General features: G+C 68.0%; 19 protein-coding genes and 1 pseudogene. 13 read left to right on the forward strand and 7 right to left on the reverse strand.

Features of this window, described 5'->3' with window-relative positions; genetic code table 11:
- The 4 genes from rpsI to eccCa form a co-directional block, all read right to left on the reverse strand.
- Positions 1-546, reverse strand: a complete 546-nt coding sequence (rpsI, locus tag VZC37_RS01055) for a 30S ribosomal protein S9 (RefSeq protein WP_330430568.1) — start codon at positions 544-546, stop codon at positions 1-3.
- Positions 543-986, reverse strand: coding sequence for a 50S ribosomal protein L13 (gene rplM, locus VZC37_RS01060; RefSeq protein WP_330430569.1), 444 nt, complete (start codon positions 984-986; stop codon positions 543-545). Before rplM ends, rpsI begins: the two co-directional genes overlap by 4 nt.
- A gap of 168 nt (positions 987-1,154) precedes the next feature.
- The gene (locus tag VZC37_RS01065; protein ID WP_330430570.1) at positions 1,155-2,444 is read right to left on the reverse strand and encodes a type VII secretion-associated protein; all 1,290 of its coding nucleotides are present in this window, start codon (positions 2,442-2,444) and stop codon (positions 1,155-1,157) included.
- Between the two features lie 24 nt (positions 2,445-2,468).
- Complete coding sequence (gene eccCa / locus VZC37_RS01070) at positions 2,469-6,554, reverse strand: type VII secretion protein EccCa (RefSeq protein WP_330430571.1); 4,086 nt, start codon at positions 6,552-6,554, stop codon at positions 2,469-2,471.
- A 114-nt stretch (positions 6,555-6,668) separates the two neighbouring features.
- Here eccCa and eccD point away from each other — a divergent pair, with 114 nt between their 5' ends.
- Together eccD and mycP are read left to right on the forward strand one after the other, a co-directional pair.
- A complete protein-coding gene (gene eccD / locus VZC37_RS01075; protein WP_431309297.1) occupies positions 6,669-8,207 on the forward strand; it encodes a type VII secretion integral membrane protein EccD in 1,539 nt (512 codons plus the stop codon).
- A gap of 1 nt (position 8,208) precedes the next feature.
- Positions 8,209-9,645, forward strand: a complete 1,437-nt coding sequence (mycP, locus tag VZC37_RS01080; RefSeq protein WP_431309298.1) for a type VII secretion-associated serine protease mycosin — start codon at positions 8,209-8,211, stop codon at positions 9,643-9,645.
- A 32-nt stretch (positions 9,646-9,677) separates the two neighbouring features.
- Here the strand turns inward: mycP and VZC37_RS01085 are convergent, their stop codons facing one another.
- Positions 9,678-10,631, reverse strand: a complete 954-nt coding sequence (locus tag VZC37_RS01085) for a 4-hydroxy-3-methylbut-2-enyl diphosphate reductase (RefSeq protein WP_330430572.1) — start codon at positions 10,629-10,631, stop codon at positions 9,678-9,680.
- A gap of 121 nt (positions 10,632-10,752) precedes the next feature.
- On the opposite strand from VZC37_RS01085, the gene VZC37_RS01090 reads away from it, so the two are divergent.
- The 3 genes from VZC37_RS01090 to VZC37_RS01100 all read left to right on the forward strand — a co-directional run bounded on the left by VZC37_RS01090 (position 10,753) and on the right by VZC37_RS01100 (position 13,140).
- The gene (locus VZC37_RS01090) at positions 10,753-11,574 is read left to right on the forward strand and encodes a lipid droplet-associated protein (protein WP_330430573.1); all 822 of its coding nucleotides are present in this window, start codon (positions 10,753-10,755) and stop codon (positions 11,572-11,574) included.
- A gap of 64 nt (positions 11,575-11,638) precedes the next feature.
- Entirely contained in the window at positions 11,639-12,883 is a 1,245-nt protein-coding gene (xseA, locus tag VZC37_RS01095; protein WP_330430574.1) for an exodeoxyribonuclease VII large subunit, read from the forward strand.
- A gap of 11 nt (positions 12,884-12,894) precedes the next feature.
- Positions 12,895-13,140, forward strand: a complete 246-nt coding sequence (locus tag VZC37_RS01100; RefSeq protein WP_330430575.1) for an exodeoxyribonuclease VII small subunit — start codon at positions 12,895-12,897, stop codon at positions 13,138-13,140.
- Positions 13,141-13,170: 30 nt separating this feature from the next.
- Here VZC37_RS01100 and VZC37_RS01105 read toward each other — a convergent pair whose 3' ends face one another.
- On the reverse strand, positions 13,171-13,731 hold the full coding sequence (locus VZC37_RS01105) for a DUF4245 domain-containing protein (RefSeq protein WP_330430576.1): 561 nt from the start codon (positions 13,729-13,731) through the stop codon (positions 13,171-13,173).
- A gap of 119 nt (positions 13,732-13,850) precedes the next feature.
- Between VZC37_RS01105 and glpX the strand changes: the two genes are divergently transcribed.
- From glpX to VZC37_RS01120, 3 genes are all read left to right on the forward strand, one after another.
- On the forward strand, positions 13,851-14,843 hold the full coding sequence (gene glpX / locus VZC37_RS01110; protein WP_330430577.1) for a class II fructose-bisphosphatase: 993 nt from the start codon (positions 13,851-13,853) through the stop codon (positions 14,841-14,843).
- A gap of 69 nt (positions 14,844-14,912) precedes the next feature.
- On the forward strand, positions 14,913-16,313 hold the full coding sequence (locus VZC37_RS01115; protein WP_330430578.1) for a class II fumarate hydratase: 1,401 nt from the start codon (positions 14,913-14,915) through the stop codon (positions 16,311-16,313).
- 67 nt (positions 16,314-16,380) lie between these two features.
- Positions 16,381-17,061, forward strand: coding sequence for a PIG-L deacetylase family protein (locus VZC37_RS01120; protein ID WP_330430579.1), 681 nt, complete (start codon positions 16,381-16,383; stop codon positions 17,059-17,061).
- 61 nt (positions 17,062-17,122) lie between these two features.
- Here VZC37_RS01120 and VZC37_RS24670 read toward each other — a convergent pair.
- Positions 17,123-18,648: pseudogene (locus VZC37_RS24670) on the reverse strand (HNH endonuclease signature motif containing protein).
- Between the two features lie 269 nt (positions 18,649-18,917).
- On the opposite strand from VZC37_RS24670, the gene VZC37_RS01140 reads away from it, so the two are divergent.
- From VZC37_RS01140 to VZC37_RS01160, 5 genes are read left to right on the forward strand one after another with little or no spacing between them, the layout of a single operon-like run.
- Positions 18,918-19,280, forward strand: a complete 363-nt coding sequence (locus tag VZC37_RS01140) for an ArsR/SmtB family transcription factor (protein ID WP_330430583.1) — start codon at positions 18,918-18,920, stop codon at positions 19,278-19,280.
- Positions 19,277-20,377: an ACR3 family arsenite efflux transporter gene (arsB, locus tag VZC37_RS01145; protein WP_330430584.1), complete on the forward strand. Its 1,101-nt coding sequence runs from the start codon at positions 19,277-19,279 to the stop codon at positions 20,375-20,377. The genes VZC37_RS01140 and arsB overlap by 4 nt, the downstream gene beginning before the upstream one ends.
- Positions 20,370-21,053 (forward strand): arsenate reductase ArsC, encoded by a 684-nt coding sequence (locus tag VZC37_RS01150; RefSeq protein ID WP_330430585.1) that lies wholly within the window; start codon positions 20,370-20,372, stop codon positions 21,051-21,053. Before arsB ends, VZC37_RS01150 begins: the two co-directional genes overlap by 8 nt.
- A gap of 39 nt (positions 21,054-21,092) precedes the next feature.
- Positions 21,093-21,518, forward strand: coding sequence for an arsenate reductase ArsC (locus tag VZC37_RS01155; protein WP_330430586.1), 426 nt, complete (start codon positions 21,093-21,095; stop codon positions 21,516-21,518).
- Positions 21,515-21,925 (forward strand): arsenate-mycothiol transferase ArsC, encoded by a 411-nt coding sequence (locus tag VZC37_RS01160; protein ID WP_330430587.1) that lies wholly within the window; start codon positions 21,515-21,517, stop codon positions 21,923-21,925. The genes VZC37_RS01155 and VZC37_RS01160 overlap by 4 nt, the downstream gene beginning before the upstream one ends.
- Positions 21,926-21,929: the final 4 nt, after the last annotated feature.

Genomic DNA, 21,929 nt, shown 5'->3' on the forward strand with positions numbered 1-21,929 from the left:
TCAGCGCTTGGAGTACTGCGACGCCTTGCGGGCCTTCTTCAGGCCGTACTTCTTGCGCTCCACCGCACGCGGGTCACGCGTGAGGAATCCGGCCTTCTTCAGCGCCGGACGATCCTCGGGGGTCACCTCGATCAGTGCGCGGGCGATACCCAGACGCAGCGCGCCGGCCTGGCCCGAGGGGCCGCCGCCGACGAGCTTGGCGAAGATGTCGAACGACTCGGTGCGCTCGACGGTGACCAGCGGCGCCTTGATGAGCTGCTGGTGCACCTTGTTCGGGAAGTAGTCCTCGAGGCTGCGGCCGTTCAGGTCGAAATTGCCGCTACCCGGGACGAGGCGAACGCGGACGACGGCCTCCTTGCGGCGGCCGACGGTCTGGACCGGACGGTCGATGACCACGGGAGCCGGGGCCTCGGTCTCGACCGCGACGTCGGTGTCGTAATCGTCGGCGGCCTGCTCGACGGCTTCCTCGGCGACGGTGTCTGCCGCGGCAGCCTGGACCTCGTCGTCGATCTCGACGGCGGGTTCGTTGATGTTCTCGTTGCTCACTGGGCCACCTGCTTGATCTCGAAGGGCACGGGGCGCTGGGCCTCGTGGGGATGGGTCGGGCCGGCGTAGACCTTCAGCTTGGACGCCATTGCGCGTCCCAGCTTGGTGTGGGGCAGCATGCCCTTGATCGCCTTCTCGACCACACGCTCGGGATGGGTCTCCAGGAGCTCGGCGGTCGTCTGGACCTTGAGCCCACCCGGATGCCCCGAGTGGCGGTAGTTCAGCTTGCGCTCAGCCTTGTTGCTGGTCAGCACAACCTTGTCGGCGTTGATGATGATGACGTAGTCACCACCATCGACATGGGGTGCATAGGTCGGCTTGTGCTTGCCGCGGAGCAGATTCGCGCTCTGCACGGCGAGCCGGCCGAGCACCACGTCGGTGGCGTCGATGACATGCCACGCGTGGGTGATGTCACCGGCCTTCGGGGTGTAGGTAGGCACAGTTGTCCTCAACTCTGTCGATGTGGGTGCTGGTCGGGTGCCATGGCAGAGGCTGTTCCCGGCGACCAGTGGGGACCCGGGCCTCGGCTATCCCTGCCCGATCAAGGGCCGAGATGCCACGCACCAGCGATCCAGACTACGCGAGCACGCAGGTCAGGGTCAAAACGCTCACTCCGGTGCGATCTGCACCGACGACACCGCGTGCGCGCACTCGGTGTCCACCGACTCCCCTGCGCTGCCGGGCTGGCACCCGATCGACACCTGCAGGCCGTCCTGCACCAGGACGTACCAGCGGATGGCACCGCCGGACACCGGCGCTTCGCGGTAGCTGACGACGTCGCGTCCGACGAATCGGGTCGATGGCGAGAATTCGGTCACCACGTCGTCGCCGCGCTGGCGGATGCGATTGCCGAGGCTGCGGGCGACGGTGGCGAGCGTCGAATCGGCCCGCACCTCGCTCTGGACCACCAGAATGCGGCGGCCGTCATCGGGATCGACGAAGACGGTCCGGGTGGTTTGCTGGGCATCCTGACCGTCGGGGGTGCTCAGTTCGCTACGTCGCCAGTCGGCGGGGACGGACACACTGGTCCGGCCCAACACCACCGTCTGTTCGGACACCGCCGCCGTGCCGCGCTGCAGGAATCCGACGACCGCCGCGACGATGGCGATGGTCACCGCCACCGCGCCTGCCGCCCACAGCAGCCGCCCCGACGGACGGTTCCGCGTGGCCGGTGCCGGCGCTGGGGTGGGTACCGTCGCCAACCGGTCGTCGTCCGACGGCGGGCGCCCGGTGCGCCACCCGTAGCGCCGGATCAGGTCCCGGTCCGCGGCGACCACCCGGCCGGCGAGCGCGTGAGTGGCGACGACCTCCTGGGCCCGCGCCACCTCGGTGGGCTCGGCACCGTCCACGAACACCGCCTCCACCGAGTCGTCGACGATCGACTCGGTGCGCGGTCCGATGTCCTGTGCGTCCGGCTCGAGCACCTCGGTCGCGTCGATCTGCCATCCGGCCGAGGTCCGTCGCAGCCGGGTGACGTCCCAGGTCGAAGGCCGGACCCGGGCGGGGTCGAGCGGAACAGCCGGGACGCGAGTGGTCTCCACGACCGCGCACCGCTGCATCGCGCCGTCGGCATGACTGCGCGCGATGAGCACGGCGCGCGGTACCAGGTCGACCGGGACGGCGATCTCTGCCACCGAACGCGCGAGCACCGACGACCGCAGTCGGCCCCAGGTACTCGGATACCCCACGACGAACGGCACCGGCCCGGCCGGGGTGGCGTCCGGCAGACCCAACCCGTCCCACACCTCGCGCCACGCCTGATGGGCGAACACCCGCACCCCGCCGGCCACGACCGTCGCCGAGTCGACCGCGTCGAGCAGACCACCGACGTCCGCGCTGCGGCCGTCGGCGAGACGTACCTGGCCGTAGGCGAGGTCGACCACGGTGGGGCGTGGCACGGTCGGTCGCGGCGGCACGGCAGGTCAGTCCTGGGGTTCGACGAAGCCGACCTGGATCATCTCCTGCGGTCGGGTCCGCGAGACCAGTTCGCCACGTCCGGGCACGAGCTGCTGCATACGCACGCGACCCGTGATGTAGCCCTCGTCGCGATCGCCGCTCATGAGCAGCATGTCGGACGACAGATCCTTCAGCCGGCCGATCAGCGGGTCGAACATCGCGCGCCCGAGACCGCCGGACCGTCGGGCCAGGATGATGTGGAAGCCGATGTCGCGGGCGTGTGCGGCCAGATCCACGATCGGCAGCAGCGGGTTGCCCGAGGCGGTCGCCACCATGTCGTAGTCGTCGATCACGAGGTAGACGTCGGCACCGGTGTAGTAGGACCGTTCGCGTAGTTGTTGTGGCGTCACGTCCTCCGGCGGCATACGACCGTTCAGGATCTCGGCGAGCTGCGCGACCATCGGTGCCGCCTTGTTGGCGGAGCTGGCATATCCGCCGAGGTGATCGGTGTCGAGGATGCCGAGCATCGTTCTCCGGTAGTCGATGAAGACCACCTTCACCTCGTCGGGGGACGCGTCGCGCACCAGCCCGCGGACGATGTTGCGTAACACCGTGGTCTTGCCGTGCTCGACGTCGGCGAACACCATGAAGTGGGGCTGGGAGGTGAAGTCGAGGATCACCGGAGCGAGCTCCAACTCGCCCACGCCGACGGCGATCTGGTTGGGCGACAAGGCTATCCCGGCCCGATCCACCAGCTCGTCGACGTCGCGCTGGGCGATCTCGACACCGAGCTTGCGCACCGCCATCGCCTCGCGGCCCCGGTAGGCCGCGCCGAGCTTGTCGACGGCGTTCTGCACACCGGCTGGCAACGACTCCGGCACGCTGACGCCGTCGAGACGCGGCAACGCGACCAGCATGTGGAGTTCTTCGGGCGTGAGACCCCGGCCGGGCCGGTTGTGCGGGACCAGCGCCGCTGCGCGCCTACCCATCTCCGAATCCATCGCGTCGCCGAGTTTGAGTTCGATCCGACTGCCGATGAGGTCCTTGATCGCGGGGCGGACCTCGCCCCATCGGGCCGCGGTCAGCACCACATGGACGCCGTAGGACAGGCCCTGCTGGACGATCGTCGTGACCTGCTCCTCGAGGAAGTCGAGTTCGTTGCGCAGCACCGAAAGTCCGTCGATGACCAGGAACACGTCACCGTGGCGGTCGGCAGCCAGCGGGTCGTCCGCGTCGCGCCCGTGCGTACCGGTGAACCATGCCTGGCGGCGCGCACGGAAGTCGCGCATCGATTCGATCCCCAACCGGGAGAACAACAACTCTCGGTTACGGACGATGGCGCCCACCTCGGCGACGGTGCGGCGCACCGCATCCATGTCCCCGCGCGAGGCGACCGACCCCACGTGCGGCAGACCCGAAACCGATGCCAGGCTGCCACCACCGAAGTCCAGGCAGTAGAACTGCACCTGCTCCGGGGTGTGGGTGGCGGCGGCCGACATGATGATCGTGCGCAGGGTGGTCGACTTGCCCGACTGCGGACCGCCGACCACCGCGACGTTGCCGGCGGCGCCGGCCAGGTCGAGAACCTGCACGTCGCGGCGCTGATCGTAGGGCCGGTCGACGTGCCCGATCGCGAGCCGCAGATCGCCCACCCCTCCCGGGGTCGACCAGTCGCGGCGTCCGACGAGCTGATCGACCGTCGGCGAGTCGTCGAGCGGATCCAGCCACACCTCGTGTGCGGGCGGACCGTGGCCGGCCATCCGCCCGACGAGGGTGTCGAGCAGCGTCGGGACCCCGGCCGCTGCCGGGTCGTCGTAGGCCGGGGTGTCCAGTTCCTTCGGGGGCTCCTCGTCGAGCAGTGCCTGCGCGTGATCGAGGACGGACGAACTCGCGGCGCCGTCCTCCAGCGGAACCGGCAGCGCGGTGAACACCTTCATGCGCCCCATCGGGCCGGTGTAGGCGGGGCCGTCGTCGATCATGCCGTCGGCGGCCATCGGCGGGTGATACGGCCCCGACACGTACGAGGTGTTGAACCGGACCGGTTCGGCCGAATCGCATTTCAGGTATGCCGACCCCGGGACGCTGGGCAGGTGGTACGCGTCGGGGACGCCGAGAACCGAACGAGACTCGTTTGCCGAGAAGGTCTTCAGACCGATGCGGTAGGACAGGTGACTGTCCAGACCACGCAGCTTGCCCTCCTCCAACCGCTGCGAGGCGAGAAGCAGATGAATGTGCAATGAGCGACCCAGTCGGCCGATCGCCACGAACAGCTCGGCGAAATCCGGTTTCTGGGCGAGCAGTTCGGAGAATTCGTCCACGACGATGAACAGCGCCGGCAGCGGCTCGAGACGCACCCCGGCCGCCCGTGCGCGCTCGTACTCACTGACGTTGGCGAAATTGCCTGCGGCGCGCAGGAGTTCCTGCCGCCGGTTCATCTCGCCCGAGAGCGCATCCTTCATCCGGTCGACCATCGAGAGTTCCTGCTCGAGGTTGGTGATGATCGCCGCGACATGCGGTGCCGACTCCAACCCGAGGAACGTCGCGCCACCTTTGAAGTCGACGAGGACGAAGTTCAATTCGGTCGGCGAGTGGGTCGCGAGCATCGCCAGGACGAGCGTACGCAGGAACTCGGACTTGCCGGAACCTGTTGCACCGATGCACAACCCGTGCGGTCCCATGCCGCCGTGCGCGCTCTCCTTGATGTCGAGATCGACCGGGATGCCCTCCGGGGTGATACCGATCGGGACCCGTAGCCGGTCGCGTCCGGTACGCCCGCGCCATCCCACCGCCGGGTCGAAACGAGTCGCATCCGGGATCCCGATCAGTGCCGGCAGACCCGGATCGCTCGAGGTCGCCTCGCTCTCCAGGTTGGCCAGCGCCGCGGCGGTCGCGAGTCGGTAGCGCGCCAACCGGCGCGCCAGCGTCTCCGCCTCCGGGATCGTCAACGAGTCCATGTCGGCGATCTCCTCGACACCGGCGGCGCTGCGCGCGGACACCTTCCGGTTGCGCACCACGAGTTCCAGCCCACGCCGGGCGGCCAGCCCGTCCGGCGGCGCGGTCAGGTCGACGACGGTCACGCCCTCCATCCCCGCGTCGTTGATGAGCCGTTCGTCGCCGGCCACGTACCCGTCGTCGAGCACCACCACCAGATGCGCACGGCCGGGGGTCGGCGGCGCCGAGCGGCTGAAGCGCCCCCGCTCGAGGAGATCGGTGGCCAGCGAGTTCTCGAGATCGGCCAGCGTGGGATAGATCATCCGCATCGCGCCGACGCCGTCGCGCAATGTCGGATGTCCCACGTGCGGAAGCCACTTCGCCCAGTCCCAGGCCTCCCCTGCCGGGTCACCGGTGACGATGGCGACGTGCAGCTGATCGGGTCCGTGGAACGCGCACAGTTCGACGACCATGGCGCGAACCAGATCTCGCGTCTCCTGACGGGCACCTTCGATGTTGACCGCGGGAAAACCGCGCAGCGACACCGTGGTCGGCAGTCGGTGAACGGACGAGTAGGTACGGACGAAGCGGCGCAACGCCACCATGGACACCGGTTCGATGTCCTCGAGAGGACCGGTTTCCGGCGGCATCAGGCGGGTGGCGAGGCCCTGCGTCCCCAGCCCGACGCGGACCCGGGCGAAGTCGCTGTCCGTGGCGCGCCGCTCCCACATGCGGCGCGTGCCGATCACATCGAGCAGGGCCGTGGGGTCGGGGTGACTCCACGTCGCTGCCGCACGCTGGGCCTCCACCGTGTCGAGGACCTGTTCGCGCGTCTGGCCGAGATACCGGAAATAGTCCTTGCGCTCCTCGTTCAGCTCCGCCGCGCGTTTCCCGCCGCCACGTCCACCCGCGGCGAACATGCCGAACATCGACATCAGCATCATCAGCGGGAACATCATGAACAGCGGATTGGTCAAGATGTTGCGCCCACCGGTGACAAACATCAGCGCGATCATCCCGACGACCGCGACGACCATGACGACGGGCAACAGCTTCAACAGCATGTTGCCGGGCACCACCCGCGGCACGTCGGGCGGCGGCTGCAGATTCAGTTCGCCGCCAGGCATCCGCGGCGGCGTGATCCGCGCACGACGGACAAACCCCTCCGTAGTCGTCACCACGCGATCTTCCCCCCGACCGATCCGGCCGCCCGGTTTTCTCCGCCCGGGTGGCACTGGTACACAATTGACGCGGTTCGCATGCTATCTGTGAACAGGGCGGGGAGGATCCACCAGATGTCGACTCTGGACGCGCACACGATGACGCCGCAGGCACCGGGCTCGGGGCCGGCCGGCGGCGCACGCACCGATCACGGGATCGAACCCGAACTCGTACGGGTCTCGATCCTGGGCGGCAACACTCAGCTGGATGTAGCCCTACCTGCGGCGATGCCCATCGCTGGCCTCATCCCCGACCTCATCGCGCAGATCGAGTCACGCAACCCCGCACGCCGCGACCCCGACGACCCGGATGCCGGGGACGACCGTCCGAACAACCGTCAACTGCGCTGGACATTGGCCCTGGTGGGACAGGAACCGATCGCCCCGAACCGGTCGCTGTCGGAATCCGGGATCCGCGACGGCGACCTGCTCGTCCTCCGCTCGACGCGGACCGGTGAGGCCCCCGCGCTGTTCGACGACGTCGTGGACGCTGTCGCTCGTTTGAATGAATCTCGTTTCGCCGGATGGTCGGCGAGTTCCGCCCGCTACGCCGGCTACACCGTCGCGTTGCTGGCCGCGATCGCGGCTGCCGTGGCGCTCGGCGCGTACCGCTCGACGAGTGGCGCCCTCTGGGTCGCCGCCCTGAGCGCCCTCGCCGCGGTCGGTCTGCTCACCGCGAGCACCATCGTGGCCCGCTATTACCGTGACGAGGCCAGCGCCACGATCCTGGTCGCCACCGCATCACCGATGGTCTTCGTCACCGGCATGCTGCTGACGCCCGGTTCATTCGGTGCGGCACATGTCACGTTCGGATGCGCCCTCACCCTCGTCGCGACCGTGATCTCCTACCGGATGACAGCCGTGGGCCCGTCCCTGCACAGTGCGCTGACCACGGCTGCGCTGCTGGGCTGCGGTGGCGCCGCTGCCGAACTGCTCCTCGACGCCGACCTCGCCGACGTCGCAGCGGTTCTCGCCGCGGTGGGGTTGCTCGTGGTGGCCATGGCGCCGCGCGCCACCATCGTGCTGGCCAAGCTGCCACTTCCGCCCGTTCCGACAGCCGGGGCGCCCCTCGATTCCGACGACGTGGAGCGCAGGCCGGTGATCGAGGGCATCGGCGCGATCGGCGCGATGGCGCTGCCGAAGGCCGATGCGCTGGAACGCCGCTCCTTCGTCGCGAACGCCTACCTCACCGGCATCATCGCGGGCACTGCGATCGTGACCGCGATCTCCGCAGTACTCGCAGCTGCCCCGCTGTCGGGCTTCGCCCCCAAGGCGGCCGCATACGCGGCCATCGTCGCCGTGGTGTTGTGTCTGCGAGGACGCTCGCACAGCGACCTGGCGCAGGCCGCGTTCCTCATCGGTTCGGGGTCGCTCGCACTCATCGCGTTGGCGACGGGTCTGGCATTCGGTGCCGGCGACTGGCCGATCATCAGCTTCGTCCTCGCGATGGTGATGGTGGTCGCGGCGCTGGTCCTCGGTGTCGTCGCACCGGCGCAGGAGTTCTCCCCGGTGATGCGACGGACCGCGGAGATCTGCGAGTACATCCTCGTCGCGATCATCGTGCCCCTGCTGCTGTGGATCCTGGACCTCTACCGGATCGTTCGGGACATCTGACGTGCGCGGTCGGTCCGTCAGGCCGCGCGCCGCAGGCGGCCGCAGTCGTCGCTGCGTAGGCGTCGCCGCTGCGCTGACCTCGACGATCACCCTGACACTCGGACTCTCCGGCGCTCCGGCGGCAGCGGTGACGCCGCCCGACATCGTCCCGGGGGCGATCGTCCGAGCAGCTCCGGTCGCGCCGCCCGAACCCACCGAGCAGCGGACCCTGTGCGCCAAACCGCTGGCGTCCGGGCGCCACGACAACGCGAAACCCACAGCCGCACAGCAGATGATGAACCTGCCCGAGGCCTGGCGCTTCAGCCGTGGCAAGGGACAGAAGGTGGCGGTCATCGATACCGGCGTGACGCCGCATCCCCGGTTGGGCCGGGTGCAGCCGGGCGGCGACTACGTGTCGTCGGGCAACGGCCTCGCCGACTGTGACGCACACGGCACCCTCGTCGCGGGAATCATCGCGGCCGACCCGAGCAGACGCGACGCGTTCGCCGGGGTCGCCCCCGATGCGTCGCTGATATCGATCCGGCAGTCGAGCGGCGCCTACTCGGCAAAGGATCGGGACTCCGACGATGCCGATCCGACCGTCGGCTCGGGGTACGGCTCGGTGCGCACCCTGGCGAAGGCGGTCGTCCGTGCGGTCGATCTGGGCGCGACGGTGATCAACATCTCCCAGGTGGCGTGCGCGCCGGCCGGGACCGAACTCGACGACGAATCGCTCGGCGCGGCGGTGAAGTACGCGTACGACCGGGACGTCGTGGTGGTTGTCGCCGCCGGCAACCTACAGCGGAATTCGCTGTGCGGACAACAGAATCCCGAGCCGTCGCCCGGCGACGTCGGCGGTTGGGGCGCGGTGTCGACCGTCGCCAGCCCCGCCTGGTTCACGCCCTATGTGCTGGCCGTCGCTTCGGTGGACCCGGGGGCCGGGACACCCAGCAATTTCAGCCTGCACGGACCCTGGGTGAGCGTCGCGGCACCCGGCAACGGCATCGTCAGCCTCGACAGCACTCGGGGTTCGTCGAAACTGGTCGACTCGCAGATGGGCGAGGATGGACCCACGCCGATCTTCGGGACGAGTTTCGCGACCCCGTATGTCAGTGGCACGGCCGCGCTGGTGCGTGCACGGTTCCCTGAGCTGGGCGCGAGAGAGGTGATGGAACGGATCATCCGCACCGCTCATGGTCCCGGCACCGGCCAGGACTCGGTGATCGGCCACGGCGTCATCGATCCGGTTGCCGCGCTCACCAGCCAGATCCCGGACGAGCGGCCGGATTCGACCGAATCGAAGGCGATCGCCGCGCCCACTCCGGAGACGCCGCCCGATCACACCGCGCGCAACGTGGCCCTCATCGGCGCCGGGGTGTCCATCGCGGTGGTCGCCGCGGCCCTCGCGATCGCGCTACCGCATCGACGGGTCAAGCGCCTCGATCCCGACGACTTCTGACCGACGCCGGCGGACGCTCGCCGAGGCCTGTGTCACCGCGAGGTGCGCGCCGGGCGCAACTCGCGCGGCAACGCGAAGGTGACCGTCTCATTCGCGGTCGTCACCGGTTCGACCGTGTCGAAACCGTTCTCCGCGAGGAGGTCGAGCACGCCGCGGACGAGTACCTCGGGCACCGATGCCCCGGAGGTGATCCCCACGGTGGTGATCCCGTCGAGCCACGCGAGGTCGATGTCGCGGGCATAGTCGACGAGGTGTGAAGCCTTCGCACCTGCCTGCAGCGCGACCTCGACCAGGCGTACGGAGTTCGACGAGTTCTTCGAACCGACGACGATCACCAGGTCGCAGCGCGGAGCCATCGCCTTCACCGCGACCTGGCGGTTCTGGGTGGCGTAGCAGATGTCATCGCTCGGCGGGTCGTTGAGCAGCGGGAACTTCTCCCGCAGTCGGTTCACGGTCTCCATCGTCTCGTCCACCGACAGCGTGGTCTGCGACAGCCACACGATCTTCGACTCGTCGCGCACCGTCACCTTGTCGACGCTGTCCGGGCCGTCGACCAGCTGCACGTGCTCGGGTGCCTCCCCCGCGGTGCCCTCGACCTCCTCATGGCCTTCGTGACCGATGAGCAGGATGTCGTAGTCGTCGCGGGCGAAGCGCTTGGCCTCCTGGTGCACCTTGGTGACCAGCGGGCACGTCGCGTCGATCGTCTTGAGGCTGCGTTCGGCCGCGGTGCGATGCACCTCCGGGGACACGCCATGTGCGGAGAAGACGACGAGAGCCCCCTCGGGCACCTCGTCGGTCTCACCGACGAACACCGCGCCACGCTCGCTCAGCGTCTCGACGACGTGCCGGTTGTGCACGATCTCCTTGCGCACGTAGACCGGCGCGCCGTGCTTGTCGAGCGCCCGCTCGACGGTCTCCACGGCACGGTCCACCCCGGCGCAGTACCCACGCGGCTCGGCCAGCAGGACACGTTTGCGATCAGCCATGGTCTCCAGGGTACGGGTTGACCGCGCTCACTCCTGCCCGCCGTTCGACGGTCGGGACGAGCGCCGCGCCACCCTGTGGCCGTCGGTGGACCCTCGTCACACCGAATGGCAGAGTATGGGCATGGTTCGCGCACCCTATCCGGCCCGCATCGCCGCCGGGCTCGTCGTCACCGCGATCGAAGAGACCAGGAAGCTGCCCGCATTGGTGGTGACGCTGCCCATGACGGCGGTGAGCCAGACCGTGCAGGCCGGCATGCGGATGCAGCAGAGCATCGCCGAGCTCGCCATCAAGGGAGACCTCGCGCTGGAGACGCTCTTCGATCGCCCCGTCGATCAGCCGGAGTGGGCCCGTTTCGACGAGGACGACGCCGCGATCGATGCCGAGGCGGACCGCACCCCGATCGAGAGCTCGCCGGGCGAGCGGTCGGATGCCACGACAACCGAGACCGTGTCGCCGGAGACCGAGGGTCCCGCCGCCCCGAAGTCGCCGGCCAAGAGCACCCCGGCGAAGAAAACTGCGACGAAGAAGGCTCCGGTAAAGAAGACTCCGGCCAAGAAGGTAGCGGCACCGAAACCTGCGGCACCGAAGGCTGAAGCGGTGGAGACGCCCGACGCCGCGCCCGGACGTTTCGCCCTCTACAGCACGCCTCCCGACGATCTCGTGAACAGCGACGGCGCAGCCGGTGGTGACGGCGACGGCGACGACCCTGTCGGCGGCCGACCGGCCACCGGTGCCGGCGATCCGGTGCCCGAGATCGTCGAGTACATCGAGTACGACAACCTCACCCTGGCCCAGTTGCGCGCCAAACTGCGCGGCGTCGGTGTCGACGAACTCGAACAGCTCGCCGCCTACGAGCGTGCGACCAAGTCGCGCGCGCCGTTCGTCACGATGATCGACAACCGCATCGCGTCGCAGACCAGCAAGCGGCAACCGACCACGTGACAGGCGGTCACAGCGGCAACCCGTCGACAGCGACCGCTGACCATCTGGCGCCGGGGACGATCAGGTGACCGGGGACAATTCGGCCGAGAATCCGTGGCCCGTCCGGACCGTCAACACCAAGATCGCCGACTGGATTCATCGGCTCGGCCAGATCTGGGTAGAGGGCCAGGTCACCCAGATCAACCGTCGGCCCGGTACCCGGGTGGCGTTCCTCACTCTCCGGGATCCGGCGGCGGACATCTCCATCTCGGTGACGTGCAGTCCGGATCTGTTGTACCGCACCGAAGTTCCCCTCACCGAGGGCAGCCGGGTGGTGATGCTGGGCCGCCCGACCTACTTCACCGGGCGTGGCACCATCTCGCTACGCGTCAGCGACATCCGACCGGTCGGCGTCGGTGAACTCCTGCTGCGCATCGAACGTCTGCGTCAACTGCTCAACGCCGAGGGACTGTTCGACCCACGACTCAAGCGACCCCTCCCGTTTCTCCCCCGGTCCGTCGGCCTGATCAGCGGGCGTGCCAGCGCGGCCCAACGCGACGTGATGACGGTGGCCACCGAACGCTGGCCTGCGGTCCGCTTCGCGGTCCGCGACGCGCCGGTACAGGGCCCCACCGCCGTCCCCCGCATCCTCGGTCATCTCGGTGATCTCGATGCCGATCCCGACGTCGAGGTCATCGTCATCGCCCGCGGTGGCGGCAGCGTCGAGGATCTGCTGCCGTTTTCCGACGAGGCACTCGTCCGTGCGGTGGCCGCCTGCCGGACTCCGGTGATCAGCGCGATCGGGCACGAACCCGACACGCCGCTACTCGATCTCGTCGCCGATCTGCGCGCCGCGACGCCGACCGACGCGGCCAAACGGGTGGTCCCCGACGTCGCCGCGGAACTCGACGGGATCGCGGAGCTGCGTCGTCGTGGTGTGCATGCCCTGCGGAACTGGGTGCGCCGCGAAGCGCATGTGGTGGACGGGTTGCGCGCCCGGCCGGTCCTGGCACGCCCGTTCACGATGGTGGACGCGCACGCCGACGACGTCGACCGTATGCGCCTCGACATCCGCCGCGACATCCGGCGAACCGTGGACGCCGAGCACCGGCGTCTCGATCACCTGTCGGCCCGATTGGCCACACTGGGTCCCGCACAAACACTCGCCCGGGGGTATGCCGTGGTGCAGCGAACCGACATCGCGCAACCCCACGTGGTGGCCACGACCGCCGAGATGCCCGACGGTGCGCACCTGCGAATCCGGGTCGCCGACGGTTCGGCCACCGCGCGGGTGACGATGGACGATCCGTCGACGAGCGCGAAGGGCTGATGAACGACACGATGAGCCAACAGAATTCGGACCCCGAAGACGACTGGACGCCCGTCGAGGAGATGGGCTATGAAGCAGCCCGCGACGAACTTGCCGAGGTGGTCGCGACACTCGAGCACGGCGGTCTCGACCTCGATGCGTCCCTCGCCCTCTGGGAGCGCGGCGAGTCGCTGGCGAAACGGTGCGAGGAACACCTCGCCGGCGCCCGGGAGCGGATCGAGGCCGCCATCGCCGACAACGAACCCGAGGACGACTGAGCCGCGCGGTTGGGGGAATCGGCGCGAACCTCAGGCCGGCAGGGGTTCCTTGGCGAGGGTGGCGGTGGCCAGGGTGGCCATGTCCTCGTCGGGGCCGCGGGAAAGCACCGCGATCCGCACGTCACCGAGATCGGTGATCCAGAACTTCTGCTCCTCCGCAGTCACATACGTCACCCACTCACGGCCCGCCACCTGTCGGGTACCGGTCCCGAGCGCATCACCGTCGCCGAGGTGCACCACCAGGTCGTCCTCGGCGGCGTCGGTCTGGCTGAGCTGCACGTACGCACCGACCTCGGAGATCCACCCGGCGTTGCTGACCATCGTGCCGCCGACGGGCACCGTGGATCCGGAGTTCGGTTTCCATCCGTCCGGGGTGTCGGGCAGCCGGATCGGGAAGGTCAGGTCTCGGGCATCGGCCTGCAGTGCGGTCGTCACGTCGAAGTCGGGGGTCTGATCGTCGCCGGCCTGACCGGTCAGCCCCACCGAACAGTTGCCCGACGCGATCGCCACGAACGCGCAGATGACCAGCAGCGGGATCAGCGACCACAACATGTCCTTGCCGCTGTGCAGGATGCGGGGTTTGTCGGCCATGGCGGCCAGTATTCCAGCCGGGGTGGCTGACGGAACCTCCGGTGTGACATGCAAGGATGAGGGAAACCTGCCGCCGAAGTTCGATCACCGTGCCGCCGTGCCACGCCGAGGAGTTCGAGATGTCACCTTCACCACAGGCCCCCGACCGCAACCTCGCGATGGAACTGGTTCGGGTCACCGAGGCGGCTGCCCTGGCGGCGGGCCGCTGGGTCGGCCGGGGCGAGAAGAAGAAGGGTGACGGCGCCGCTGTCGATGCGATGCGCGAACTCCTCTCCACGGTGTCGATGCGCGGCGTGGTGGTTATCGGCGAGGGCGAGAAGGACGAGGCGCCCATGCTCTACAACGGCGAGGAAGTCGGCAACGGCCAGGGCCCGGAATGCGACGTCGCGGTCGACCCCATCGACGGCACCACGCTCATGGCAGAGGGACGCCCGAACTCGATCGCCGTCATCGCGGTCAGCGAACGCGGCACCATGTACGACCCGTCCGCGGTCTTCTACATGGACAAGATCGCGGTCGGCCCCGAGGCCAAGGGCGCGATCAACATCGAGGAATCCGTCGAGTGGAACATCAACTCGGTGGCGAAGGCCAAGGGCATCGACATCGCCGACCTCACCGTGGTCGTGCTCGACCGTCCACGCCACGCCGGTCTGATCAGTGAGATCCGCCAGGCCGGCGCCAAGATCAGGCTCATCTCCGACGGCGACGTCGCCGGCGCGATCGCCGCAGCCGACAACTACAGCACCGTCGACATGCTGATGGGCGTCGGCGGCACCCCGGAGGGCATCATCACCGCCGTCGCGATGAAGTGCATGGGCGGTGAGATCCAGGGCAAACTGTGGCCGCGCGACGACGCCGAGCGTCAGAAGGCGATCGACGCCGGGCACGACCTCGACCGCGTGCTCACCAACGACATCCTCGTCGCCGGTGAGAACTCGTTCTTCTGCGCCACCGGCGTCACGAACGGCGACATGCTCCGCGGAGTCACCTACCGCCCCAACGGGGCCACCACCCGGTCGCTGGTGATGCGCTCCAAGTCCGGCACGATCCGCCGCATCGAGGCCGTCCACCAGATCACCAAGCTGCGCGAGTACGCACGCCTGGACGTCTGAGTTCCCCACTCAGTCACAACCTCTGCAGCCCAACACGTCACGAGCACACACGAGGATGGTTGTCACCCCATGACCGAACAGCAGTACCGCATCGAACACGACACCATGGGCGAGGTCAAGGTTCCGATCGATGCCCTGTGGCGCGCGCAGACCCAACGCGCGGTGGAGAACTTCCCGATCAGCCACCGGCCGCTGGAGCGCACCCAGATCCGTGCGATGGGACTGCTCAAGGCGGCGTGTGCCCAGGTCAACAAGGACCTCGGCCTCCTCGACGCCGAGAAGGCCGATGCGATCGTGGTGGCGGCCAAGGAGATCGCCGACGGAAAGCATGACGACCAGTTCCCGATCGACGTGTTCCAGACCGGTTCGGGCACCAGCTCCAACATGAACTCCAACGAGGTGATCGCCTCGATCGCCAAGTCCAACGGTGTCGACGTCCACCCGAACGACCATGTGAACATGTCGCAGTCGTCGAATGACACCTTCCCCACCGCGACCCACGTGGCCGCCACCGAGGCTGCGGTCACCGACCTGATTCCCGCGCTCGATCATCTGCGTCTGGCCCTGTTGGACAAGGCAACCGAGTGGCGTGAGGTGGTCAAGAGCGGCCGCACCCACCTGATGGACGCCGTGCCGGTGACCCTCGGCCAGGAGTTCGGCGGCTACGCCCGTCAGGTCGAGGCCGGAATCGAGCGGGTCACCGCGTCGCTGCCCCGCGTCGGCGAACTGCCGATCGGCGGCACCGCGGTGGGCACCGGCCTGAATGCCCCGGACGGCTTCGGCACCAAGGTCGTCGACGAACTGCGCAAGCTCACCGATGTCGACGCACTGTCGCTGGCGAAGGACAACTTCGAGGCGCAGGCGGCTCGCGACGGTCTCGTCGAGCTCTCCGGCGCACTGAAGACCATTGCGGTCTCGCTCACCAAGATCGCCAATGACGTCCGGTGGATGGGTTCCGGTCCGCTGACCGGACTCGGCGAGATCATGCTCCCGGACCTGCAGCCGGGTAGCTCGATCATGCCCGGAAAGGTGAATCCGGTTCTGCCCGAGGCGGTCACGCAGGTGGCGGCGCAGGTCATCGGCAACGACGCCGCGGTCACCTGGGGTGGCGGCAACGGCGCGTTCGAGCTCAACGTCTACATCCCGATGATGGCCCGCAACGTGCTCGAGTCGCTCAAGCTGCTCGCCAACGTCTCCCGGCTGTTCGCCGATCGGTGCATCGTGGGACTGGTGGCCAACGAGGACCGGCTGCGTACCCTCGCGGAGAGCTCGCCGTCCATCGTGACCCCGCTCAACAGCGCGATCGGCTACGAGGAGGCGGCCGCGGTCGCCAAGCAGGCCCTCAAGGAGGGCAAGACGATCCGCCAGACGGTGATCGACCGGGGCCTCATCGGCGACAACCTGTCGGAGGCCGAACTCGACAAGCGCCTCGACGTGCTGAAGATGGCGAATCTCGACCGACAGCGCTGATCCACGAATCGGTGGCAATCGTCCGCGACGGCTGCGGACGATTGCCACCGATTCGTACGCTGGTCGCATGGAGCAATTCCCCGACGACTGGCAGACCGCCCTGGTTCTCGTTCCGCATCCGGACGATCCCGAATACGGCATGGCGGCCGCGGTCGCCCGCTGGACATCCGCCGGCAAGCGAGTGGTCTACGCGCTCGCCTCGAGCGGCGAGGCCGGCATCGAGGGCATGGATCCCGAGAAGGCCGGGCCGGTCCGGGAGATCGAACAGCGGACCTCGGCGGCCGTGGTCGGCGTCGACGACGTCGAGTTCTGGGGCTTTCCGGACAGCGACATCCGCAACACCGCCGAACTGCGCGCCAAGATCACGGACGCGATCACGGAGCTCGGACCTGAACTCGTCATCTCGGTGTACGGCGGGCCGGAGTGGGCCCCCGAGATGCCCAACCAGCGCGACCACATGGAATTCGCAGCGGCCGTCCTCGATGCGTACGACGGTCTCGACGAGGCCGACCGCCCGCGATGGCTGTTCGAGAGCAGCCCGGACGCCACCCATGCCGTCGAGGTCACCGATCAGATCGGAATCGCGGTGCGATCGCTGGCCGCCCACGATCAGTACCTCACCGTGCTGGACCCGGATACCCCGGTCATCGACCAGGCGCGAGCACAGATCGACATGGTCACCGCGGCTCGCGAGGACTTCGGTGGTGTACGGGCCAGCTGTTTCGAGCTGAAGCGCGGACCCAGCTGACGAGCCCGAGCGCATCACCTGAGGTGAGCCTGCTCCGGTCACCGGTGGTCGGCGCCGGTCCTCATCGAGAGTTCTCGAACAGCATCAGTGCGAGGCGTGCTTCAACGACCGAGAACGGTGGTGGGATCGTCTCGGTGAGGTGCAGGGTGTCGCGGCCCGGCGGCGCGTCGGTGTCGGGTGGCTCCCCGGTGTCAGAGTGGATGCGGGCACGCACCTGCTCGAGCTCGCGTTTGAACATGGCGCCAATATCGGGGCGCCGGTTGACCCGCTGCGGGTTGGGTGGCGCGTGCGGGTCGCTGTTGCGTCGCCACCAGGTGCGTCCGGCATCGGGGCCGTCGGCGTAGACGCCGGTGGTGAACTGCCCGCGTTTGGGGCCGACCATCCGGTTGTGCCGCGGGCACGCCGGGGCCAGGTCGGTGATGTCGGTCAACCCGCCGTCGGCGAAATCGGCCACCGCATGATGCATTTCGACGTGGGTGGCCGGCTGATCACAGTCGGGTGCCGAGCACACCTCCCCATCGGGGCGGGCGAACGACATCAGCCGTTGCGCTTGCGACGCCAACCGTTTGGCCCGCCCCAGATACAGCGGTAGCGCGGTGGCATCGGCGAACACCGCCAGATACTGCTGGGCATCGGCGGCCAGCCGGATCACCTCGTCGATCGGCAACGTCGACCCGGTCGCGGTCACCCCGATCCCGGATTCGCGGATCAGGTCGTTGAGATCGGCTTTGATGATCAACTGCACCGGCAGACCACGATGCGAGGTGCCGAGCAGCCCGTCGCGAAACACCGCCCGCAGCAGCGCCGCCAACGCGTCATGGTTGCGTTAGGCCTTGGACCGATGATCGCGGCCGGCGGCCGCTGTGAGGGCGTCGGGGTCGGCGTCGTCTTCACCGCCGCTCGGCGAATCGGGATCCTCGGGGTTGTTGAGTCCGGGTTTGGCCCACACCGCCAACAGCGTGTCCAACAGGGCGCGGGTTTCCGGGTCCAGATGGCCGGTCAGTTTCGACATCTGTTGCGCGTTGGGCCGGTTGACCCACAGATTGCGGCGCCGTTTGCGGTCGCTGTCGTCGGTCAACTCCCCGTCCGGGTCCAGGTGCTCCAGCAAACGCTGCCCCAACGTGGTGATCTCGGCCGGGGTGTGGGTGCGCGCGCCAACCCCGACAGGGTGGCCTCGGCGGCCACCTGACGGTCATGGGGCAACCGGTGCGGCAGGGCGTCGAGAAATTCCACCGCAGTGTCCACATGTGCCGGACCCACCTCGCCGTCGGCGAACGCCTCGGCCAGGGTCGGATACTTCGGCTCGGCGCGTTGCCCGTCGAGTTGGGCGAAACGGGCCGTCGCGGTCATCTGCTCACGCCGCCGCTGCGGCTGCGACACCCGCAGTTCGGCGTTCATGAAATTGCTGAAACTGCGAAACCCCATCGCGCGGGGCACATCCCGATCCGACAACTCCAGCATCTGCCGATTCCCCTGAAACAGCATCCGGTTGATCGCCCGTTCCTGGGCTTTGGCCACCGCCACCAACTCGGCATCAGCGCACCGCGACAGATCCGCCCCGGCCAACCGATCCAACAGGGCATGCATCTCGGCGAGCAGACCAGGAACCTCCGACAACGACCCGTCCACCTCGTCCGCAGCGCAGTCGGCGCCAGAATCGGTGTCGTCATGGTGTTCGGTCATCGTCACCCCCCGGCAGACCATTCATCCGAACGTATGTTCGAGAATAGACCCGTTTCGGGCAGCCGTCAACCCCGGTCTGCTACCTATCGGGACATCGGTGACGGTGCGGTCTACTAGCCCGGCCCGGGAAGCGCCGCCTTGTCGTCTGAATTGACGTATGTCAATATTGACGAGTGTCTAATCAGAATCTTCTGCTGCCACCGGGGCGCGGCCTCAGTGGTGACGAGACCGTGGCGGTCACCCCGCTGTTGAAGGCCCTTGCGGATCCGGTTCGGTTGCGGTTGCTGTCGGAGGTCGCCGCGCATCCGGGAGGTGAGGCGTGCGTGTGCGACATCTCCGGCCCCTTCGATCTGTCGCAGCCGACGATCTCGCATCACCTGAAGGTGCTGCGCGAAGCGGGCTTGGTGACCAGTGAGCGCCGCGCAACATGGGTGTATTACCGGGTGAACGCTGAAGCGCTGCAGCAACTGTCGGACCTGCTGGGCGATCTCGCCACGGTCGTGGGGGAAACGCGTTCGTGTGAGGTGGACCAGTGACCGGCCCTGACACCGCGGTCGCGGGCAAGCTGTCGACGCTGGACCGGTTTCTGCCGGTGTGGATCGGCGCAGCGATGGTCGCCGGACTGCTGCTCGGTCGAGTTGTTCCAGGCCTGGGTGACACTCTCGCGGCCGTCGAACTCGACGGCATCTCGCTGCCGATCGCACTCGGACTGCTGATCATGATGTATCCGGTGCTGGCCAAGGTGCGGTACGACCGACTCGACTCGGTCACCGGCGACCGCCGCCTGCTCCTCGGGTCGCTGGCGCTCAACTGGATCATCGGACCGGCGTTGATGTTCGCGCTGGCCTGGCTGCTGCTCCCGGACCTGCCGGAATACCGGACCGGACTGATCATCGTCGGTCTGGCCCGATGCATTGCAATGGTCATCATCTGGAACGACCTGGCCTGCGGCGACCGCGAAGCCGCTGCCGTCCTCGTCGCCCTGAACTCGGTGTTCCAGGTGATCATGTTCGCCGTACTCGGGTGGTTCTACCTCTCAGTCCTACCCGGCTGGCTCGGCCTGGAACAGACGACCATCGACACCTCACCCTGGCAGATCGCGAAGTCGGTGCTGATCTTCCTCGGAATCCCCTTGATCGCAGGCTATCTGACACGCCGCATCGGTGAACGCGCCAAGGGCCGTGAGTGGTACGAAACGTCTTTCTTGCCGCGCCTCGGGCCGTGGGCGCTCTACGGATTGTTGTTCACCATCGTCATCCTGTTCGCGTTGCAGGGTGAGCAGATCACCTCGCAGCCCTGGGACGTCGCGCGTATCGCTCTGCCGCTGTTGATCTACTTCGCGGTGATGTGGGGCGGTGGGTTCGTACTCGGCGCCGTGATGGGGCTGGGCTATGAACGGACCACCACGCTCGCGTTCACCGCCGCCGGCAACAACTTCGAGCTTGCCATCGCTGTCGCGATCGCCACCTACGGTGCGACCTCCGGTCAGGCCCTGGCCGGAGTGATCGGCCCCCTCATCGAGGTGCCCGTCCTCGTGGCTCTGGTCTATGTGTCCCTGGCGTTGCGGAAACGCTTCCCCGCCTCCACCGTTGCCAGCCCAGATGTATCGAGGGAGACCGTGCGCGATGCCTGAGAATGTGTTGGACGACTACCTGAGTCGCGGCGAGCACCGCGCTCAGCCTGAGCTGTTGATGCCCCATACCGTACTTGCCCGCACTGCCGCTGACCTGGCCGCCAGGTATGAGGGGGTGGTTTCTCGCCAGACGGTGGAACGCTGTGTCTTCGAGTCCTACACTGCGTTACGGCGCACCTCCCGGGTGCATGCGCACCTGACGACCTTGGCAGGCCGGTTCGCAGCTGATCGGTTACGCGCCCTGGCCCAGGCCGAGGGAACGGTGCCCAAGGATGTACCCGAGGTGTTGTTCATCTGCGTGCAGAACGCAGGCCGCTCACAGATGGCTGCCGGACTGCTCACCCACCACGCCGCCGGGCGAGTGCATGTGCGCTCGGCCGGATCGGTACCGGCTCATTCGGTCAACCCGACCGTCGTCGAGGCGATGTCTGAGATCGGTGTCGATCTGGGGACCGAGTACCCCAAGCCGCTCACCGACGATGTGGTCGCCGCCGCTGACGTAGTGGTGTCGATGGGTTGCGGCGACGCGTGCCCGATCTATCCCGGCAAGCGTTACCTGGACTGGACGGTCTCTGATCCTGAAGGCCGCCCCCTCGACGAGGTTCGCGCAATCCGCGACGATCTCGATACCCGAGTTCGCGAGCTCCTGGCCGAGCTCGCGACCGAACGTGTGTGACTTTCCGAGCTTCCACCACCCCGAAAGGGCTTGTCTGTCATGTCTTCCTCTCGACCCAGCGTGCTGTTCGTGTGCGTCCACAACGCCGGCCGCTCGCAGATGGCCGCCGGTTTCCTCACCGCGCTTGGCCAGGACAGCGTCGAGGTCCGCTCCGCCGGATCCGCACCCGCCGACTCGATCAACCCTGCCGCTGTCGAGGCGATGGCCGAAGTCGGCATCGACATCTCCGCGCAATCACCCAAGATCCTCACTCCCGACACCGTCGAATCCTCCGACGTCGTGATCACCATGGGCTGTGGCGATGCGTGCCCGGTGTTCCCCGGCATCAGCTACCGCGACTGGGCCCTCGACGACCCAGCAGGCCAAGGCATTGACGCGGTCCGCCCGATCCGCGACCAGATCCGCAGACTCGTCGAGGGACTGCTCGACGAACTCGCACCCGCCGACCAGCAGGCCGGCCGATGAACACGCCACCGCAGGTTCTGTTCGTGTGCGTCAGCAACCGCGGAAAATCGGTGATGGCCGAATATCTCACGCCAACGATCACCGGCCGGATCGCAGCATCATCCGCTGGAACCAGCGCAAAGATCGGCGGGCAGGTCAACGACCTGTCCGCCCACGTACTCGCCGAAGTCGGCGCCGATGCCGCCGGCCACGAGCCGCGGCAACTGACCGACGAACTGATGCGCGCCGCGGATCTCGTCGTGGTGGTCGGCACCGCCGACGTCACGCCCCCGGAGGGCGTCGCCCTCGAAGTGTGGGACACCGATGAGCCCTCAGAGCGGGGCATCGACGGCGTCGAACGGATGCGGCTGATCCGCGACGACATCACCCACCGGATTCGCACTCTCGCCGACCGCATCACTCAGTAGACGA

Source organism: Gordonia sesuvii, assembly GCF_036350415.1.
Taxonomy (GTDB): Bacteria; Actinomycetota; Actinomycetes; order Mycobacteriales; family Mycobacteriaceae; genus Gordonia; species Gordonia sesuvii.

Bases quoted from the DNA above. Each gene is read 5' to 3' on its own strand.
- VZC37_RS01160 (WP_330430587.1), top strand. From the start codon at position 21,515: ATGAACACGCCACCGCAGGTTCTGTTCGTGTGCGTCAGCAACCGCGGA.
- glpX (WP_330430577.1), top strand. From the start codon at position 13,851: ATGTCACCTTCACCACAGGCCCCCGACCGCAACCTCGCGATGGAACTG.
- VZC37_RS01150 (WP_330430585.1), top strand. From the start codon at position 20,370: ATGCCTGAGAATGTGTTGGACGACTACCTGAGTCGCGGCGAGCACCGC.
- eccD (WP_431309297.1), top strand. From the start codon at position 6,669: ATGTCGACTCTGGACGCGCACACGATGACGCCGCAGGCACCGGGCTCG.
- VZC37_RS01090 (WP_330430573.1), top strand. From the start codon at position 10,753: ATGGTTCGCGCACCCTATCCGGCCCGCATCGCCGCCGGGCTCGTCGTC.
- VZC37_RS01085 (WP_330430572.1), bottom strand. From the start codon at position 10,631: ATGGCTGATCGCAAACGTGTCCTGCTGGCCGAGCCGCGTGGGTACTGC.
- VZC37_RS01105 (WP_330430576.1), bottom strand. From the start codon at position 13,731: ATGGCCGACAAACCCCGCATCCTGCACAGCGGCAAGGACATGTTGTGG.
- VZC37_RS01100 (WP_330430575.1), top strand. From the start codon at position 12,895: ATGAGCCAACAGAATTCGGACCCCGAAGACGACTGGACGCCCGTCGAG.
- VZC37_RS01155 (WP_330430586.1), top strand. From the start codon at position 21,093: ATGTCTTCCTCTCGACCCAGCGTGCTGTTCGTGTGCGTCCACAACGCC.
- VZC37_RS01120 (WP_330430579.1), top strand. From the start codon at position 16,381: ATGGAGCAATTCCCCGACGACTGGCAGACCGCCCTGGTTCTCGTTCCG.
- VZC37_RS01115 (WP_330430578.1), top strand. From the start codon at position 14,913: ATGACCGAACAGCAGTACCGCATCGAACACGACACCATGGGCGAGGTC.